This is a genomic window from Terriglobales bacterium, assembly GCA_035691485.1.
Lineage (GTDB): Bacteria > Acidobacteriota > Terriglobia > Terriglobales > Acidobacteriaceae > JAIQGF01.
On record DASSIZ010000011.1, the window covers coordinates 26155 to 44647 of the forward strand.

Sequence of the window (18493 nt, forward strand, 5' to 3'; positions counted from 1 at the left end):
GTTGAAAGCATCCTCCGGCTCCAGTAGATCCACTGCCACTCAGGCCCGACCTACGGGGTTGTTGAAGCCGCTGGTTGTTTCTTGCCTACCCTTACAGATGTTTGCGTCGGGCAAAAAGGTTCAGCCTTCAGCGCAAGCACCCGCGGGGCGTGCAATCTTCAATTGTGCATCGTGGGAGGTGCGGGTGCAAGACAAAAACCCACTCACCGTCAGGATCGGCCAGGGTTCGGTCAGAACCGGGTTATCGTCCCCCCGGGCCTTTGAAATTGACAACGATGGTGTTCTCCATCTCGATGGGAACACCGTTCAACCGGAAGGGCTCATAGCGCCAGCGTCTTACAGCCACAGCAGCCGCTTGCGCGAGGATGGCGTTGCCGCGGACAACCTGCACCCTGGAGACTTTTCCGTCCTTGTCGATGATGGCCTTTAACACGACTTCACCGTTAAGGCCGGTTGCCCTCCCTGGATAAACAGGTTCGAAGCGCTTCAAAAGCCTGCCGCCAGTCATCTCGGAAACCACCCGCCGCTCCAGCCTGGGCGCCGGCACCGGGGTCTTCAGCAAGTTCGCAAGGGTGGAAGAGTTCGGCGAACGTGGGGCGACCTCGCCCATTGCAGGCGCTTCGACGGTCTCGTTTCTGGGGACTTCGACCGGGGTAATCGACGGGGCGGGAGAGGCAACGCTCTTGACCGTAGTGTTCGCCGGCGAGGTCGTTGTCGTCTTGCCAGGCACGGGCCGGTTCAATTTGGCCGGGGGTTCCGGCGCCGCTGGCCTGGCGGCGGGAACGGGACCCACCGTGTTAGGGACGAAGGACGCAGGGTTGGCGGTCTCAACGACAGCAGCGGAAGCAATCGAGGGCGAAGACACAGCCGGTTTCGGTTTGTTTTCGCTGTCCATCGGCGTGCCTCGCGGGGGCGCAATCGCGCGCCAAACCTGCCACCCGCCGACCAACAGGACACCCAGTAAAATTGCCGCCCCGGCGATGCGCAGCCGCCATGGCGACGGTTTTTGCAGCGCGCTCTCGAACCTATCTTCCCGGGCCACAGAGCTCACCAAGCCGATGCCGCTCTGCTGCTGCTCCTCTTCGATATCGAGGGGCACCATGCGCTGCCTTGCCGGAGCTGCCGCCACCGCGCCCATGGCTCCCATGACTGCTGGAGCAGGGGATGATCGCGACATGACATCCTCAATGATCGTGGGGGCGGGAACGCTGATGGGACGCGGTGCCGGCATCTGAACAACAGGCCGCACCGGAACTTCTACTTCTGCTTGGATAGCTGGTGGTGCTGAAGGTTCCGCAGCCGCGACCTCTGCGAGGGGATTCTCTTCTGCAGCGAGTCCCGGCGCATCCGGCGCCGGCGCTTCCAATATCGTACTGTCGGCGGGTGACTCGACTTGCCCCGCCGGTAGGGTTGCGGCCGGACTTATTGCTTCCGGGGGGACCGGGTTCTCCGCGGCAGCGGAACTGTCTGAAAATTCGGACTGCATCTCCACCGGCAACGTTTCGGCGCGCCATTCAGCAGGAGCGATTTCCAGCGGCGACTCAGGCGGCAGGCCTTCTTGTTCCGATACCATCGGCTCCAGCTCAGCGGACGATGCAGAGCTGGGGCCTTCGCCAAAAATATCTTCCATCATCAACGGCGACTGGCCGTCCGCGAAGTCGTCGACAGCGAGCGGCTCCTCCGCCAATAACATGTCGACGGAGGTTGCCGCCATCAGCGCCTGCGGGCCGGAGAAGGCGGACGGCATCTCTGGCTGACGGACGGCGATTCCCGCCGCCAGGTCCGAAATTCGCCGCAGCAGCAGCACGTCGCTGCTGTGAAAACCATGGGCGCGCGAAGAAAACGCCTCCAGGACCCCCGCCGGACGTCCGTGGATGCGAATCGGCACAATGACAATGGATCTGAGCTCGAGCTTGCGGCAGACGATCCGGTCAGCGCGGGGATCGGTTTCAGTGTCCTCGCAACGCACGATTTCTCCGGTGCGCACACATTCGCCCGACAGCCCTGAATTGGGGTCCATCCGGGCTCCCACCGGAGGTGCGTTGCCGCTGCTGGCACGGCAGAGGATGCTGTCACCGTCCTCGATCGCCAGCGCCGCCCCGGTAGCACGGGTGACGTTGCGCACGCGTTCCACGACCAGGGCCAGCGCCGCGTCGCCTTCCAGCTTCGCCGAGATCAAGTCGCGACGCAGGGCAGCAATCTCGTCGCGCGCGCGCGGCGGAGGCCAGCCTGGCATCGCGACATTGGGTCCGCCAGCCACCGATGGCTTGCGCTCAGAGGAGAGCCACTGCGCCAACTGTGCACGAGCCAGTTCCGCGAGTTCCTCGAAACGGATTCCCAGTCGGCCGGAGCTATCGTTCCAGGCGATCCGGCCCACGGCTTCCACGCGTCCGTCGGTTTCCGGCAGTTCGAAATGCAAGGAAGTGGTAGCGCCGATGGGCGCGCTGGAAAGCGCCTGCACGCCCATGCCAGTTTCGCTGAGATCGAGCAGTAAAGCGCCGCTCTGGAACGCAAGATCAACCGTTACCAGGTACGAATCGACGACATTGCGCCGCTCCGCCAGACGACGGTCATTCGTGCCGGAGAACTTGGGTGGTTGTACGGGTCCCGCTGGTGAGCTGCCCATCCGTGATTACCCTGCTTGCGAATTTTTCGCTGCGCCTTAGGGAAACTGCCGGATGCCAATCGAAGGGCTGAGCGTGTCCGCCGGCTTTACGGCAGCAGCCACGGCCGACGCCGACACGCGCGGGCTTGCCACCGTACCCGAGGAGGTACGCGAACCCGAACTGTCCGCTTCGTTTTCGTCAGCCAACAAGCGCGCCGCCGTGCGCAAAGCTTCGATGTCCTTCTGCAATTGTTGAATCTCGGCTTCTTTTTGGCGAAGAACGTCGTAGATATTTTTCATAGGGGAATTTCCGGTTCTGTTTCGACTCCTGTTGTCGGTGTAGGAATACTTTAACCCGACTTGGGTCCCGCTGGAGCACAGAAAATTCGCTTAATCCCAATCCATCCGAAAGAAAATCCGGAACGGCACAACTAGCCTCTGACGAGCTTAGCACCGTAAGCAAGCTGGATTGGATAAGAAGAATCACTTAGCGTCGCAGTTTGAGATGCTATCCCCCGATATGGACCATCGTCCGGGAGGCCGGAACGAAGTCCGCTTCCCCGATGTGGTGCCGCGCTTCCTTGTGCTGGATGACGCCGCGAATGAAGGCCACCATATCGTCGTCAGAGGCGCCGCGGCGCATCATTCCGCCAAGATCATGATCGAAAACGGAGAACAGGCAGGTGCGGATTTTTCCGTCTGAAGTTACCCGCACGCGACTGCAATGCCCACAAAACGGGTGGGACACGGGAGCGATAATACCGATTTCGCCGATACCATCGTCAAAGCGGTAGCGCCGGGCGGTCTCGCTGGGCTGGTGGGGAATTTCCACCAGCGGCCGGAATTCCGCCATGCGCTGCAAGATTTCTTCCAGGCGCACGACGATCTCGGGTGACCAAACCCGGTCTTCTTCCAGCGGCATGAATTCGATGAAGCGCAGCACGATGCCTTCCTCGCGCGCAAACTTGCCGAAGGCGGGAATCTGGTCATCATTGAAGCCGCGCAGTAGAACACAGTTGACCTTCACCGGCTCCAGCCCGATCTGCCGTGCCTTGCGCACACCCGCAAGCACGGCTTCAAAGCCGTTGGGCACACGCGTGATTCGCGCAAAGCGCTCCGCGTCCACGGCGTCCATGCTGACCGTCACCCGGCGCAGCCCGGCGTCTTTCAGCGGCTCCGCCATCTCGGCCAGCAGGTGGCCGTTGGTCGTGATCGCGATGTCGAGAGGCTCACGGTCCAAGGTGCGCAGCCGCGACAGATCCTTGACGAAATCCACAATGCCGTGGCGCAGCAGCGGTTCGCCGCCGGTAATGCGCACCTTGGTGATCCCCAACGAGGTAAACAGGCGCGCAATGCGCAGGTAATCGGCAATCGGCAGTTCGGCATAGAGCGCGCCTTGATTGCCGGTGCGGCAGTACACGCATTTGTAGTTGCAGCGGTCGGTGATGGCAATGCGCAGGTCGGTAATGGCGCGGCCGTATTTGTCCCTGAGCCTGGTACCCTGCGCGAGTTCAGCAATTGCCGCCATGGTCGCTTCCGCGCTCCGACATCACTGGGCGAAAACGGAAACTCAGAACTGAGTTTGACGGACGACTCACGTGACAGCAGGTCGCTGTCCACTGGAAGGCGTTTCCTTTCCAAATGACCCGCTCAGCGGCGGGCACGGGAGGCGCCGGCGTTCCCACCTGCACCCTGATCCCGAGTGTCTACCCGGGAATCGCCACGAGGGCCTGGGTATTCCTGAAGGCCCCACGCGGTCGGAAACCACGCACTTGATTATAGATGCGCTCGTCAAGCCCAAGGCCGCAAAAGCCTGAAATTATGCTTACAAAAACAAACCCGGGCTGCACGCCCGGGTCGGTGAACTTTGACTGTCGGAGCGGCTTAGTGGCCGCTGACCGGCGTCTTGGTGGTCTCGTAAACGATTATTCCGGCGGCCGCGGCGGCGCCAATGAGGAGTAACAGCAAGGCAGCGGTCGACATTTTGTGGTTGCCAATCCGGCCGGTCGTGGCGGCGGGTTGCGCACCGCCTTGCTCGGAGGTTTCGGGGTCCGGGATGCTAGCCGTATCACCGTCGGCCACGATTTTTTCGCTGGCGCCGTCGAGAATTTTCACCGAACCATGGAACGCCGCGATCATCACCTGGCCATCGCTGCGAATCACTCCATAGCTGGAACGCTGTTGCGCAGCCGCCGGCGAAATCACCAGCCGCTGCACTTGCGTCTTCATTCCCTTCTCGGTGGTAACCACGGTTGATCCCGAGCCCAGACGCAGCGCTTCGCCTTCGTACACCAGCGACGACACCGGCCCGACCATGACCGTGCTACCCGCGGCGGTAAGGGTCACGGTCGTATTCGCGGGTGTCTCGATACGGTCGCCGGCGAAAACCGCCGACGAGCGTTCTGCTCCGATCCCGTTGACCTTAACTGGGTTGGAGGTGTAGAGCATGGCAGCTTGCGTTTCGGCAGACATGGCCGCCGACGGCAGCAGTACTGCCAACAGGCACGCCAAAATCTTTCCGACCACTCGATCCGTCATTATTCCGTCCATGGGCGCATAACGAGGCGCCCCATTTCGGTGGAATCCTAGTTCGATCCGAAACATGGGTCAACGACGTTTCGGCCCCACGTACCCGGCCGGTAATCCAAACCTACCATGCAATTAGGGGCGGGAGGATAGGTTCCTGTGTACCAAAGTAACTTCGTCCGACGAAGCGCGATACCATAAGTCTGAGTGCCCTCCGTTGTCTCCATTACCGGCCTGGTCCAGCGCGCCGCCGCCAATGCCGGCTTCGACCTCAGCGGAGTCGCTGCTGTCAGCCGCTTCGCGGAACTCGATTACTTTCCGGGCTGGATCGCTTCCGGCCACGGCGGGGAGATGCGTTACCTGGAAAGTCGCGGCGAATCCGGCGAACTGAAGCGCGCCTCGCTCGCCGATGTTGCTCCCTGGGCGCGCTCGGTGATCGTCTGTGCGATCAACTACAACGCTGACGCACCACGGTCGGTGGACCTGCCATCGACTGACGATCATCAGCCATCGGCTAACTTCGGCTGGATCTCCCGTTACGCCTGGACCGACGAGGACTACCACAACAGCGTTCTTCGTCGGCTGCGCGCGGTGGAATCGAAACTGAAAGAACATGCGCCGGAAGCGGAGACGCGCTGCTACGTGGATACCGGACCTTTGCTGGAGCGCGTCTGGGCCAAGTATGCCGGCGTGGGATGGCAGGGCAAGAATACTTGCATCATCAACCAGCGCATTGGCTCGTGGATTTTCCTGGGCGTGATATTGACTTCACTGGAACTGGAGCCTTCCCTGCCCGCCCCCGATTGCTGCGGCACCTGCACGCGCTGCATCGACGCTTGCCCGACGGACGCCTTCATCGCTCCCTACCAGATGAACGCGACGCGCTGCATTGCCTACCTGACCATCGAGAAGCGCGGAGAAATTGCGGAAGAGCTGCGCGCGGGGATGGGCCGTCATGTATTTGGCTGCGACATTTGCCAAGACGTCTGCCCATGGAACCGCCGCGCGCCAGCTTCCACCGCGCCCGAGTTCGCGCCCCGCGAAGAGTTGGTGAACCCCGCGCTGGAATGGCTGGCGGCAATGAATGAACAAGAATTTCGCGAGACGTTTCGCGGCTCGCCGGTAAAGCGTGCCAAGTACGCGGGGCTACGCCGCAATGTCGCCGTCGCCATGGGCAACAGCAGGGATCGGCGATTCGTGCCGACGCTGGAAAAAATGGCGGAGGAGGATGATGTCATGGTCGCCGAGCACGCCCGCTGGGCGCTGAAGAAGATCAGGGACTAAGACTCGACCAGCGCCTCCCGCACCTCGACCGCATTGGTCTCGCGGCGCTCGGCGAACGACGGTTCCGGTTGTCCCCAGCCGAAAATTGCCGACGCGAGGTAATACGCCACGGCGACCAGGCTCAAATACTTAAACCCAATTAGCATGGAACTGTATTCGCTCAGGCCACCCAACATGGCTCCCGCGATATTCGCGCCGAAGTCGCGGTCCGGTTGCCGGCTCTGGCCAAAAGTCACGGCAAAGATCACGCCCGCGAAAAGCACCGGCGCAAACACCAGCAGGCAAGGACCAGCCAACTGCAATGGTGGAGAAGCGCCCCAAAAAGCGCCCAGCGGGACCACCGCGTTCAAGGCGAGCGACACAATCAGGAAAACGTAGTACGGCGTCAGCAAGCGTGGACGCGCGTACAGCACATACAGGTTGGACGCCAGGATCATGACAAGAACGGCGAGGAACACGATGGTGTTCACCATCCACGTGCCGCCGAACAGCAGCGCCATCTGCACCACCGCCTTGCATTCAATCAGCATGAAGCCCGCGCCCAGAAAGAACAAGCGCCAGGAGAACCCGCCCTGCCCCCCGGCTATGCTGCTGTGGCCGCCGCCGGCCCAGATCAGGCCTAACGCCAGCAGCGCCATCATCAGCGCGGAGCGCACGTTCATGGTTGGAATCATGGGCGACCGTAGATACAGGAATGGCCATGTATCGGTCGCGATGCGCTGCGGGACTGCTGGTTCTACTGTCGCCAGTCCGAGACCGACATAATTCTGCTCATTTGCATTGGCAATGGAGAAACCGTTGGGGCTGGCCTGCGTCGGCGCCTCGCGCGCGCGCATCCAGTAACGCGGGCTGCGGCCGAACGCAGAGCGGATGGCGCCCGTGTTTCCCGCGATCAGGATGGTGAAACCGCCACTGAAATCAGGCGTCACGCGTTCCACGTAAGGCAGCGGCAGGACCAGCGGCTGCTCGTGAAAGACCGTCGTGACCGATTGAAACAGGCGGTCCACGATCCAGCCCTGGCGGAAGTAGTTGTACATGACGAAATCGCCGCCGGGCTTAAGGCGCGCGCGCACGTCGGCCATGGATTCTGCCGTAAACAGGTAGCTCTCCAGCCGAATGTTGCTGTAGCCGCTGTGCAACACCAGCGAATCCACCAGCGCGAAAACGATCAAGTCGTATTGCCGAGTCGCCGTGCGCAAGAACTGGCGTCCGTCGTCCAGGTGGACGGTCACGCGCGGATCATCATAGGGCCGGTCGGGATGGCGTTCCTTGCCGATGCGGTAGATCCGAGGATCGATCTCGACCGCGTCCACGTGCTCGGCGCCCCACTGTAAAGCGCGGCTGACGTCGTTCCCGGAGCCGGCGCCGATGATGAGCACGTCCTTGAATGGCGCGCCGCCGCTATCGCGACGCAACAGGTAGGGAACCGAATAGGCATACGCGGCGCTCTCGTCGCCGGATTTTTCCCGCGGCACGAAGAATTGATGGCCAATCAGGTTCACGTTGATATTGCCGCGTAGGAAGTCAACCCGGTAGTAGGGCGACCAGTAATGCTCGGTCACATTCGGCGAAGTTGGCCGCGGAATGCCGGAGGTAAGAAAAGCGCAGTACAGCACTCCTGCAGATCCCGCCACCGACAATGCAGTCTTGCCGAGGGCATGCGTGTTGGCGTTCGCCCGCAGGCAAAATGCCACTCCCGCAATCACCAGCACGAACCAATACAACGGCGGAAGTTGCAGGAAGGAACAGGTGGCGAACAGCAGAATGCCCGCGATGCTGGCGCCGATATTAATCGTGTATGCCTGCACCCGTCCGGGAACGCGCTTCAGGGCGCGGCCCAATTCCTGGCCGGGGCCCAGCATAGCCAGCGCGATCACGAGGAAGAAAAACGCGCCCACCACTTCAATCGGGATGACGAACTGGCCCGGATCGGCGGCGCTGTATTCGGTGCCAAAGAACACCATTTGCGGCGAGCGCTGGTGGCCGACGTTCACAAACGCCGCGTAGGTATATCGCCATTCCTCGACAAAGTGCGCTGCCAGCATCGACGCCGCCAGCAACGGCGCCGTCCACACGATCAGATCTTCCTTGCGTCCGGCCATCAGGCAGCCGACCGACATTCCGAGGAAGGACGCCAGCAGCACCATGTTGGTGAAGAACGTCAGGAAGATGACGTGAGCCGGGAACCACCGAATGCACGCCAGTTCCAGGAACAGGACAAGCGCGCTGACGACAAACAGCTCAATGCCGGCCCGCAGCTTCGCGCTCTCCGTTTGCTTCATTCCAACGCTCCCTCGCAACTTTGCTTCGACGTGAAAGTGGCAGAAGTGTACGTCAGCCGCGGCACGCCCCGAGAGTAACGATGGCGCTACGCCCGGTAATTCTTATTGCCATCCCGCGCGCCAGCTGGCGTAACAGCGGCACGCGAACCAGAGCACGGTTGCGATTATGCCCGCCCACGCTATCTTGAAGACCACCGCGGCAATGCGCGTGTCGTATTGCAGCACGCCAAAACGCGAGAACAGGTTGTACCAGTCATGCATGCCGGGATCTTGCATTTCATCGCCGCTGAATGACCCCACTCCAATCGCGATATACATCAGCGCGCGCGCCCGCGCATCCGACATGTACTTGGCGACGTAGAGCAGGTTTTCGAAAACGATCAGCAGGAACAATGCATACCCCACCGCTTGCCGCCGCACCAGAAAAGCAAGCGCGAGCAACAATGGCACCAACAGTTGCAGGATGGTTCCGCCCGCCACCCCGAGAAAGCTTCCGAAGTGTCCGAACAGTGCGTGTCCTCCTTCGTGCACGACTGCGTTACCTGAATCGAGAACGAGGAAGTCGCCGCCTTGCTTGCCGATCGCGTACCACAAAAAACACACGAAGAAGAGCATCCATCCGATGGCTTTGGCCTGCGACAGCGGCACCCACTCGGCCTGCCATACCTCCGTGGCGTAGTCGCGGAAATCCCGAAACCACTGAACGATGTTGTTCATTTCATTCAGAGGATTGTAGAACCGCAATGCCTCTGACACAGGTATGGACTCAGATACAACTCTCTATGTAAGTAATTACTTACTACATGGCATAATTTACATGAAACGGAAGCTCGCTGAAGGGAAAACAAGCTTTTTTTTCAGCACATTACGGTTGGAGACGCTCCTGCAATCATTCCTTCCGTGTGCGGCTGGGCTCCGGCTCAGCCGGGGAGGAAGAGATGAAGTCCACAGTGGTACGCACGGCGATTGTTTCCTCAGTGATCACCGCCGTCTTGGTATCGGCGCTTGGATTGTGGGCGGTACCCAGGCTGATGAATCCGCCGTCTGCGCAGGCGCAGAACCAGGACGGGGTCATGCAACCGGCGACATATAACGGCGCGCCGGCGCAGAATAACGATCGCCCGTCGCCGTACGTGCGGCCGCCCGCGGGTCGTGCTGCGGCCGACAACAATTCCACTGACAGCCATGCCAGCTACTCGGCTACGGCCAATGATTCCTACCGCCCGGTGGCGCGCGATCCCTACGGCGAACCGGTCCGGCAGCATCGCTCGACGGAGAAGTCGGCACTGATCGTGGCCGGGTCGGCAGGCACCGGTGCGGCCATCGGCGCCCTTGCCGGCGGCGGTAGAGGAGCTGCGATAGGCGCCCTCTCCGGAGGCGCAGCCGGATTTATCTATGACCGCATGACGGCTAACAAGTAACTGCAGGCCTTGACATAGGCACAGCTTCGGGCGCAAGCCGGTCAGCCGGTGACACTGGCCGCTTGCGCCTGAAGTCTTTAGCGATTCCGTGGTTCACCTTCATCAGGAAAAGTACTGTGCTGCCGGCCGGCGTTTGGCCCAGCAAAGAAAAACCCTCCCGGCCGAGCCGAGAGGGTTGAGATCCGGGTGTCCGCCCGGGGGGATGGAGCTAGCCGCGAACCACGTTGGCCGCCTGGTATCCCTTGGGCCCCTTCAGGAGGTCGAACTCGACTGTCTCGCCCTCATTTAAGGTGCGGTAACCGTTTTCCTGAATGGCGGAGAAATGCACGAACACATCCTCCCCGGTGGACCGCTGAATGAAGCCGTACCCCTTGGCTCCATTGAACCATTTCACAGTACCCTTCTCTCTCACAGCAGCACTCCTTTCGCCTCAGCACAGGTGAGTAATCTCCCTTGCGGCGGCGGGTACGCACTGAATATCAGGCGCCCGTTCACCGTTGCGGGAGTTGTAGGGCCGAGCGGGCCGGCAACGGGAGGCCGCGCCAAAGGAAAAGGCCCCCGGTTGCCACACTCGTCTGTGACGGGCGGCGAAGCTCGGGAGCCCAGAACTCTTCGTGCGTCGAATCCGACTGCAAGCACCTACACATCAACCCAAATCCACAAGCGCGCCGCGCGTTTCCGGCCGTTCCGGCGGCAAGAGCGCGCCGGGACTGCACCATTTGCGGGGCGGCAGGGCATAATAACAGGAACTTACATTTCCGCGACAAAAAAATCCGAGCCTGGCAATCCTGAGTACTGAATATCTGAGTACCGAGTACTGGGGTCTGGCGCGCCGTGGTACTCAGGATCTTAAATTTTAGTGATAGCATCCAGCTCGATGGGCTCCGAACCGCGCGCCACCAGGGAACCGGAAATTCTCGCCGCCATGGGGGCGCCACCGCGTGCCGCGATTCCACCGGGAGCGAACCTTCCGCCGGTCATTCGGCAGCTGGCGCCGACGGCGAAATTTCTGATGCGCACCGAGGTCCACACCTTCGCCTTCTCGGTTGCCGCCAATGCCATCCTGTCGTTCTTTCCCTTTGTCGTGCTCTTGCTGGTGGTGACGCGCCGCGTCTTTCACTCGCAGATGATGTACGAGACCGTGGTCCGGCTGCTGCGCGATTACCTTCCCAGCAGCCAGGATTTCGTTATCCGCAACCTGAAAGCAATGGCGGGAGCGCGCCGCGGCATCCAGATCTTTTCCGTCGTCATGCTGCTGATCGGCTCGACCGGAATTTTCCTGCCGCTGGAGGTCGCACTGAACCATGTCTGGGGATTTGCCAGGAACCGGTCTTACCTGTGGAACCAGGTGGTCGCGCTGCTGCTCGCCATCGGCTGCGGGTTGCTGGCGCTGATCTCGATCGCGCTCACCGCCGGCAACACCCTGCTGCTGCAGCACGCGCTGGGCACGACTTCGTATTATGGCTGGAGGGGGTGGATCGTCGCCCACATTTCGCAGATCGTGATGAAGGTTTTCGCCAGCGCCGCCAGCATCGCCATCTTCTTCCTGGTGTACTGGGTGCTTCCCAACGGCAAGGTGCCGGTGCGCGCCGTCCTGCCCGCCGCGTTTATCGCCGGCTTGTGCTGGGAGTTGGCCAAATATGCATATGTCCTCGCCCTGCCCTGGCTGAACTTCCAGGAAGTGTACGGGCCGTTCTCGATTTCGGTGACGCTGATCTTCTGGGCTTTTCTTTCCGGCCTGCTGCTGCTTGGGGGCGCGCACCTTTCGGCCGCCGGGCGGGATTTGTCCTAGACACCTCCAAGCACACATCAGCCAAGCAGGCTGCGATGCTTATCTGGACTTGCTCTTGCGCAACCACGGGGATTCCGTTTCGGAACGAGTTTTGGTTCGCGAGAGCGTTGCTGGATTGCATGCGGCGCAGCCGCTTCCTACACTTCCGCAGTAGCAAAATTGTTTAGCGCCCTGGCACCCTAATACTCGTGAAACGATATATTGGCCCATTCTTACTCGTCATGCTGTGGCTCGCTTCGCCTGCGCGCGCACAGGATCGGGAGCTGCAACAGCTGGCGCGCGAGGCCGGCATTGTCTTCACTGGCACGGTCGATCGCATCGAGGCGGTCCCGCCTGCCGCTCCCAGCGACATTGGAGTGGTGCGCGTGACCTTCCGCGTCAGCGATGCCCTGCGCGGCGCCACGCCCGGCGCATCGCTCACCATCAGCGAATGGGCCGGGCTGTGGACCTCCGGCGACCGATACCGCGTCGGCGAAAACCTGCTGCTGTTTCTCTATGCGCCATCCGGGGGACTCGGCCTGACCACCACGGTGGAAGGCGCTCGCGGTCGCATCTCGTTGGGCGATTCGCCAATTTCGCTGGCTACATTGGCGCTGGAAATTTCGGCTGACTCTCTTCCACCGCCTGTGCCCCAGCACACCCGGCCGATCCCGGCGAGGAAACCTTCCCGCTTAACGCACCGGGCGCTGAACCTGGAATGACGATGTACCCGATCCAGGATTTGCGATCATCCCGCGCCCGGCAGAACCGGCCGGGCCGCTGGTGTTTCCGCGGTAGCTGGTTTCGGAGTCGCGCTGTCCTCATCGTTCTTCTCCTCACGCTTCTGTTGCTGCTCGGCACGCACGCCGACGCCGGCGGCCCGCTCTATGTCGCCGGCACCGGCTTTAGTCCAGGACTGACCGGCACTCCGCTCGCCTGGTCCGGCGGCCGGATCTCCTACTACACGGACCAGGGCGATCTCAGCGCAACCCTGCCCGGAGCGGCGGCGAACCAGTTTGTCGCCGACGCTTTTTCGCGCTGGACTTCGGTTTCTACTGCAGCGCTGGGCGCCTCGCGAGCGGGCCAACTGGACGAAGATGTCAGCGGCGCGAATGTCAGCCGCTCCGGCACCGTGCTGGCGATCCCGGCCGACATCCAACCGACATCCGCCAAGCCGTTCGCCATCGTTTACGACGCCGACGGGAAGGTGATTGACGCGCTGCTCGGCGCCACTGCTTCCCAGAACTGCGTGAACAACGGCGTCGTGGGAGGTCCCGACCGTTTCACCGCGGACGGCCACATCGCGCACGCGCTGCTCATCCTGAACGGCAGCTGCGCGCACACCTCGGCCGACCTGCCACTGCTTCGCTACGCCCTGGTGCGCATGATCGGACGCTCTCTCGGCCTCGACTGGTCGCAGTTGAATGACAACGTCTTCACCGGCTCGCCCTCTCCCACCTCCGACGATCAGGCCGGTTATCCGCTCATGCATCCCGCAGGAAGCTTGTGCAGCGCCTCCTACGGCTGCACTTACAACGCCGACCAGTTGCGCCTGGACGACCGCGCCGCCATCTCGCGGCTTTATCCTGTGACCAGCGACAACCTCTCGCAGTTCACCGGCAAATCCGTCCTGGCGACGACCACGGCGCGGATTCGTGGCCGCATCCTGTTTCCCGCATGGGATTTGATGCCGGGCGCAGGCATGCAGGGCGTTAATATCGTTGCACGATATATTGACCCGACAACCGGGACGCCGTCGCACGCCCTCGGCGCCGCGTCGGTCTCCGGCTTTCTCTTTCGCGGCAACGCCGGCAACCAGGTCACTGGTTTCGCCGGTGCAACCGGGGACCGCTTCGACCACTGGGGCTCCGACGACCCCGCGCTGCGCGGCTCCTACGATCTGGCCGGGCTGGAGATTCCCCAAGGCTACAGCAGCGCGCAATATCAGCTCACCATCGAAGCGGTCAATCCCGCCTACGTCGGCGCGCTGGCAGTCGGGCCCTACAAGCTGTCGCAGGTGACGCCATCGGGCACCGCGGCGCCCAGAGTGGTGACTGTCAGCCGGGGCAGTGACGCAGTTGAGGACATCGTCCTGCAGTTCGCCGCCTCCGATCCGCAGGACAGCAGCGAGCCTCATTCGTTTGCCCAGCCCGCGTCTATTCCGGGAGCGGGTCACTGGATGGCAACGCTTGGCTACTACGGCGATTACGACTGGTACGCGCTGAACGCCGGCGCCCATCGCAGTTTCACCATGGACGTCACCGGGCTCGACGATTCCAGTGTCCCAGGTGCGACCAAGGCACTGCCGGTACTCGGATTGTGGGCGGCGGATGCGCTGCAGTCGGATGCGCCGCTTGCCGCCCAGACCTGGTTCAACGCCGCCGGCGCCACCACGCGGCTCCAAGCCACGATTTCCGCGGCTGCAACCTACAAACTCGCGATCGCCGACGGTCGTGGCGATGGCCGTCCCGACTTCCGTTACCGCGCCCGCCTGCTCTACCTCAAAGAGGTTTCGCCGGCGCAAGCCACCGCCGGCACCGTCCTGCACGTGACCGGGCTGGGATTCGTTCCGGGTATGAGCGTGAAAGTCGGCACGGCAGACGCGGCTGTGCTCTCTTACTCAGTGGACGAACTGCTCGTCTCCGCGCCGGCGCTGCCGGAGGGAGTGAAAGATCTCACTCTCACCGATTCGGCCACCGGGGCCAGCGCGTCGATCATCGCCGCGATCACCTACGGTGGAGGCGGCGTCAGCTCGCTGCAACTCCTGGTTGGTTCCAATCCGCCAGTGCCGGTCGGCGCTCAAGCCCCAAACCCGTTTCGGGTGCGGGTTCTTGCCTCCGATGGCGCCCCTGTGCCCAGCGCTGCCGTCACTTTCACCGCGCCCGGGCCTTCAGTGTCGCTGCTGCCCTGCAACACCACGACCTGCATTATCGCCACCGACGGCATCGGGGAAGCCGAAGTCTGGATGCGAGTAGAGTCCGCCGGGCCGACGACGGTGAGGGCGGCGATTGCCAATGGACAGTCGGTTTCCGCGACCGTCAACGGGGTGAGCGGTTCGCTGCTGATCTCCGCGGCGCCGCCGAGGATGTATGTCGCGGCCAACACCACCGCTTCGGTGCCGCTGCTGGCGCGCGTCCTCGGTAACGGCGCCGCCCTTTCCGGACGACTGGTGGAATTTCAGGTACTGCTCGGCTCCGGTTCCCTGACGGCGACGACGCTGACCACCGATTCCGCGGGTGAAGCCCGCTCCTTCCTGACCTTGGTGAACCTGATGTCCGAGGTGCGAGTCAGCGCCTGCGTCGGGGTCGCACCGCAGACAGCATGCGATATTTTCTATGTTTATCCGGTCAGCTCCGTCGGCGGAGTGCAATTGCTGAAGGCCGGCGGCGACGAGCAGTACTTGACCCCGGGCGAGACATTTCTTCCGGTAAAGGTGCGCCTGTCCGACAGCAACACGCCGCCGAACTCCATCTCCGGCGTGGCTGTGCATTTTCACGTCGCCGTCTTTCGCGCCCAGTCCGCCCCATCACTGCAGCAGGCAGGAGAAGTTGTGACCGGTCGTGGAGGGCAACCGGTGGCGCTCTATACCTCCGATGTCACAGTTTCGTCCGATGGCTGGGGCCAGGCCGGCTACACGCCCCAGATTCCCGACGCGTGGGGCGCCGTGCGCATCGACATCCAAGTCACTGCCGGCGGACAAACTGTAAGCTTCACCCTGCACACGCTCGGGTCCGGCGGATCGCACACGTCGACGAAGCCAATGCCATTGCGTCGTCGGCAACTTTCAGAGTGAAAAGGGGCCTCGCTTGCGCTCGAGGGCGAGCGCGCTCCATCGAGCGGAGAAAACCGGAAAGTGTAGCAGGTGCAGTCAGGTGATCGGTAATCGGTGATCAGCAATCAGGAGGTACCCCCAGGATTCTCTTTCAGGATAATTGTGGCCTGCGACGTTCTTTCGGGGCTGCCCTCTCGATCACCGACGGCCTATACTGGAGTCAGCAGATTTGCGCCCGAGGCCGCTCTGGCGCATCTAATTTCAATAGGACAAAAACGAAACTTTTCCGCTGATCCCGGGGTTCTCCCAATCGTATGAAACGACATTTTGTTCTGTTTTCGTTGCTCGCAATTGCGTTCACTCTGCCCGTGCTCGCCCAGGAAGGCCAATTGAGCTCGGCAGAGCCAACCGGCATCACCGTTGACCAGATCATCCAGCGCTTTGCTGCCAAAGAAAAAGAGTTCAAGCAGGCGCGCGATAACTACACCTACCGTCAGGACGTGAAGGTGCAAACGCTGGACGGCAGCACCGTGGACGGCGAATACCACCAGGTGGTGGACGTCACTTTCGACGACAAGGGCCGCCGCCAGGAAAAAGTCGTCTTCGCTCCGCAGTCCTCGCTGCAACGCGTATCGATGACACGGGAAGACGTGGACGACATCCAGCACCGGCTGCCGTTCGTGCTCACCTCCGACGAGATTCCCGAGTACCAGATCATGTACGCCGGACAGCAGCAGGAAGACGAACTGCACTGCTATGTCTTTGACATCGCCCCCAAGAACATTGAGAAAAACAAGCGCTATTTCCAGGGACGCATCTGGGTGGACGACCACGATTTCCAGATCGTGAAGACCAAGGGCAAGACCGTGCCCGACATTCGCACCGGCAAGAGGGGCCAAGGTGGCGAAAACCTGTTTCCCGCCTTCACTACCTGGCGCGAGCAGGTGGACGGGCGCTATTGGTTTCCCACCTACACCAAGGCCGATGACGACCTCCACTTCTCCGGCGGCGATGTGCACATCCGCGAGATCGTGAAGTACACCAACTACAAGCGCTTCGGCTCCAACGTGAAGATCACGTATGAAGGCCAGGAGCTGCCGAAAGGCCAGAGCGATCAGCAGGGTCAGCCCAGCGGCCAGCAGCAACCCCGGTCCGGACAGCCGCAGGCGCAGCAGCAGAAGCCGCCGCAGTAGCTTTCCATTTCCCGACTGTAATTTTCAGCCCGCCGCGAGCGGGCTTTTTCTTTTGCCGAAAGCGCTCCGCCGCCTTTGCCAATCTCTAATCGTCAATTCGCCATTGTGTAGCTATATTTGACGCGCATGTCGCTGAAGATTGCTGGCACATTGGCGTTGCTGGTCCTCGCCGCGCTGGTCATCTCTCCCATCTGGGTGGTGGCATATCCACCGCTGCTCGATTATCCCAATCATCTTGCCAGCAGCTATGTGCTGGCGCATCTCCACGACCCGTCCTTCCCGTTCGACCAGTGGTACGGAGCGAAGTGGGGCCTGTATCCGTATCTGGCGATGGACGTCTCGATGCGCGTCTTGCAATGGTTTCTGCCAGTCGAGTTGGCCGGGCGCGTCTACCTGTCGCTCATGCTGCTCGCCTTTCCGCTCTCTACCTGGTTTTTTCTGCGGCAGGCCAATCCCGGGCAGGACTCCGTCGCCTTATGGGGACTTGTGGCCACCCACAACATCTTCTTTCTGCTTGCGTTCCTGAATTTTTACGTCGCGATCTGCTTCAGCTTCCTGGCGATGGGACTCTGGCTGAAGTGGCTGGCGCGTCCGCGTCCCCTGCTCTGGCTGCAAGCAACGGCTGCCGTGACCGCGCTATTTTTCTCGCACTTGATCGCGTTCGCCATTACCGGCATCGCCGTCACCGGCTATGGCGTGATGGCTCATTTCCGGCACGAACCTGGAGCGGGCGAAGCGAAAGCGCACAGCGGGACCATGCTCCCGCTGTGGCAAGTTCTCTTCCCGACCTGGCTCATGTTCGCTCCCGGCGCCGCTTTTTACCTGCTCTCGTCTCGTGTCATCGAGAAGCAGCGGTCTGGCCTCGTTTTCCTTACGTTGCACCAGAAGCTCACCCGCATGCACGCACTGATGCAGGGTTATTCCGAGCGCCTCGATTACCTCACCCTGGCTGCGTTCGCCGCTTATTTTCTCCTGGCTTGGGTAGGTAACCGCGAAGTTCGCTGGAACCGAATGTGGCTCGCGGTCTCGATCATTCTGCTCGTGCTGTACTGGGGAGTGCCGGCGGCCTACGGCGACGGTGCCGACCTTGATCTCCGCGTGCTCCCGATTCTTTTCGCAGTACTGCTTGCCGTCGTGAAACCGGGACGGCGCGGATGGTACCTGGCCCCGCTCGTGCTCGCGCTGTTCCTGCTGCGCGTGGGCAACGTCGTTGAAAACTACCGCGCTGCGCAGCCCGAACTCGCCGGCCTTGCCCGCTCCTTCGCGGTCACGCCGCGGGATGTGCGCGTTTTGCCCATCGTCCAGGCCGAGCCCGACACTGATCCCCTGCTTCACTCCTTCGCGCACTTCTGGGCTTACGGCGTGATCCGCAAACACTGGTTTTCGCCGTACCTGTTCGAACTCCGCGGTCTCAACCCGCTGGTCATCACTCAGGAGTCCTACACGCTCGACGGTTTCTGGGACTTGGAATACACGGAAACACCGGACTGGGGCGACATCCAGCAGGATTACGATTACGTATGGAATTACAACGCCCGCCAGTACGACGACGGCCTGGCCAAGATCGGAGTGCTGATTTATTCCGACGGCAAGTTGCGGATGTATCGCGTGAGACATCCGGATTAAGCGAAATGAAGCT

General features: G+C 61.7%; 14 protein-coding genes and 1 riboswitch. Of the genes, 7 read left to right on the forward strand and 7 right to left on the reverse strand.

The window, feature by feature from the left end:
* Positions 1-241 precede the first annotated feature (241 nt).
* From VFI82_01090 to VFI82_01105, 4 genes are all read right to left on the reverse strand, one after another.
* Entirely contained in the window at positions 242-2626 is a 2385-nt protein-coding gene (locus tag VFI82_01090) for a TonB family protein (protein ID HET7183249.1), read from the reverse strand.
* 36 nt (positions 2627-2662) lie between these two features.
* Complete coding sequence (locus VFI82_01095; GenBank protein HET7183250.1) at positions 2663-2905, reverse strand: hypothetical protein; 243 nt, start codon at positions 2903-2905, stop codon at positions 2663-2665.
* A 208-nt stretch (positions 2906-3113) separates the two neighbouring features.
* The gene (gene moaA / locus VFI82_01100; protein ID HET7183251.1) at positions 3114-4133 is read right to left on the reverse strand and encodes a GTP 3',8-cyclase MoaA; all 1020 of its coding nucleotides are present in this window, start codon (positions 4131-4133) and stop codon (positions 3114-3116) included.
* An 86-nt stretch (positions 4134-4219) separates the two neighbouring features.
* Positions 4220-4380: riboswitch (molybdenum cofactor riboswitch) on the reverse strand.
* A gap of 109 nt (positions 4381-4489) precedes the next feature.
* Positions 4490-5143, reverse strand: coding sequence for a hypothetical protein (locus tag VFI82_01105; protein ID HET7183252.1), 654 nt, complete (start codon positions 5141-5143; stop codon positions 4490-4492).
* A 195-nt stretch (positions 5144-5338) separates the two neighbouring features.
* Here VFI82_01105 and queG point away from each other — a divergent pair, with 195 nt between their 5' ends.
* Positions 5339-6415, forward strand: a complete 1077-nt coding sequence (gene queG, locus VFI82_01110) for a tRNA epoxyqueuosine(34) reductase QueG (GenBank protein ID HET7183253.1) — start codon at positions 5339-5341, stop codon at positions 6413-6415.
* Here queG and VFI82_01115 read toward each other — a convergent pair.
* Together VFI82_01115 and VFI82_01120 are read right to left on the reverse strand one after the other, a co-directional pair.
* Entirely contained in the window at positions 6412-8697 is a 2286-nt protein-coding gene (locus tag VFI82_01115) for a hypothetical protein (protein HET7183254.1), read from the reverse strand. The two genes, queG and VFI82_01115, sit on opposite strands and share 4 nt — an antisense overlap.
* Positions 8698-8799: 102 nt before the next feature.
* A complete protein-coding gene (locus tag VFI82_01120; GenBank protein ID HET7183255.1) occupies positions 8800-9414 on the reverse strand; it encodes a hypothetical protein in 615 nt (204 codons plus the stop codon).
* 221 nt (positions 9415-9635) lie between these two features.
* On the opposite strand from VFI82_01120, the gene VFI82_01125 reads away from it, so the two are divergent.
* The gene (locus VFI82_01125) at positions 9636-10118 is read left to right on the forward strand and encodes a hypothetical protein (GenBank protein HET7183256.1); all 483 of its coding nucleotides are present in this window, start codon (positions 9636-9638) and stop codon (positions 10116-10118) included.
* Between the two features lie 208 nt (positions 10119-10326).
* On the opposite strand, the gene VFI82_01130 is transcribed toward VFI82_01125, so the two are convergent.
* Positions 10327-10530: a cold-shock protein gene (locus VFI82_01130; GenBank protein ID HET7183257.1), complete on the reverse strand. Its 204-nt coding sequence runs from the start codon at positions 10528-10530 to the stop codon at positions 10327-10329.
* A 465-nt stretch (positions 10531-10995) separates the two neighbouring features.
* Here VFI82_01130 and VFI82_01135 point away from each other — a divergent pair, with 465 nt between their 5' ends.
* The 5 genes from VFI82_01135 to VFI82_01155 all read left to right on the forward strand — a co-directional run bounded on the left by VFI82_01135 (position 10996) and on the right by VFI82_01155 (position 18480).
* On the forward strand, positions 10996-11910 hold the full coding sequence (locus VFI82_01135) for a YihY/virulence factor BrkB family protein (protein HET7183258.1): 915 nt from the start codon (positions 10996-10998) through the stop codon (positions 11908-11910).
* A gap of 188 nt (positions 11911-12098) precedes the next feature.
* Complete coding sequence (locus VFI82_01140) at positions 12099-12611, forward strand: hypothetical protein (GenBank protein ID HET7183259.1); 513 nt, start codon at positions 12099-12101, stop codon at positions 12609-12611.
* A complete protein-coding gene (locus VFI82_01145; GenBank protein ID HET7183260.1) occupies positions 12608-15682 on the forward strand; it encodes an IPT/TIG domain-containing protein in 3075 nt (1024 codons plus the stop codon). Before VFI82_01140 ends, VFI82_01145 begins: the two co-directional genes overlap by 4 nt.
* Before the next feature lie 293 nt (positions 15683-15975).
* Positions 15976-16854 (forward strand): hypothetical protein, encoded by an 879-nt coding sequence (locus tag VFI82_01150; protein ID HET7183261.1) that lies wholly within the window; start codon positions 15976-15978, stop codon positions 16852-16854.
* A 126-nt stretch (positions 16855-16980) separates the two neighbouring features.
* On the forward strand, positions 16981-18480 hold the full coding sequence (locus VFI82_01155; GenBank protein ID HET7183262.1) for a hypothetical protein: 1500 nt from the start codon (positions 16981-16983) through the stop codon (positions 18478-18480).
* The last annotated feature ends 13 nt before the right edge of the window (positions 18481-18493 follow it).

What these genes read in the sequence shown, in the direction of transcription:
- VFI82_01090 (HET7183249.1), bottom strand. Translation starts at nt 2,626, where the DNA reads ATGGGCAGCTCACCAGCGGGACCCGTACAACCACCCAAGTTCTCCGGC.
- VFI82_01095 (HET7183250.1), bottom strand. Translation starts at nt 2,905, where the DNA reads ATGAAAAATATCTACGACGTTCTTCGCCAAAAAGAAGCCGAGATTCAA.
- moaA (HET7183251.1), bottom strand. Translation starts at nt 4,133, where the DNA reads ATGGCGGCAATTGCTGAACTCGCGCAGGGTACCAGGCTCAGGGACAAA.
- VFI82_01105 (HET7183252.1), bottom strand. Translation starts at nt 5,143, where the DNA reads ATGACGGATCGAGTGGTCGGAAAGATTTTGGCGTGCCTGTTGGCAGTA.
- VFI82_01115 (HET7183254.1), bottom strand. Translation starts at nt 8,697, where the DNA reads ATGAAGCAAACGGAGAGCGCGAAGCTGCGGGCCGGCATTGAGCTGTTT.
- VFI82_01120 (HET7183255.1), bottom strand. Translation starts at nt 9,414, where the DNA reads ATGAACAACATCGTTCAGTGGTTTCGGGATTTCCGCGACTACGCCACG.
- VFI82_01125 (HET7183256.1), top strand. Translation starts at nt 9,636, where the DNA reads ATGAAGTCCACAGTGGTACGCACGGCGATTGTTTCCTCAGTGATCACC.
- VFI82_01135 (HET7183258.1), top strand. Translation starts at nt 10,996, where the DNA reads ATGGGCTCCGAACCGCGCGCCACCAGGGAACCGGAAATTCTCGCCGCC.
- VFI82_01145 (HET7183260.1), top strand. Translation starts at nt 12,608, where the DNA reads ATGACGATGTACCCGATCCAGGATTTGCGATCATCCCGCGCCCGGCAG.
- VFI82_01150 (HET7183261.1), top strand. Translation starts at nt 15,976, where the DNA reads ATGAAACGACATTTTGTTCTGTTTTCGTTGCTCGCAATTGCGTTCACT.
- VFI82_01155 (HET7183262.1), top strand. Translation starts at nt 16,981, where the DNA reads ATGTCGCTGAAGATTGCTGGCACATTGGCGTTGCTGGTCCTCGCCGCG.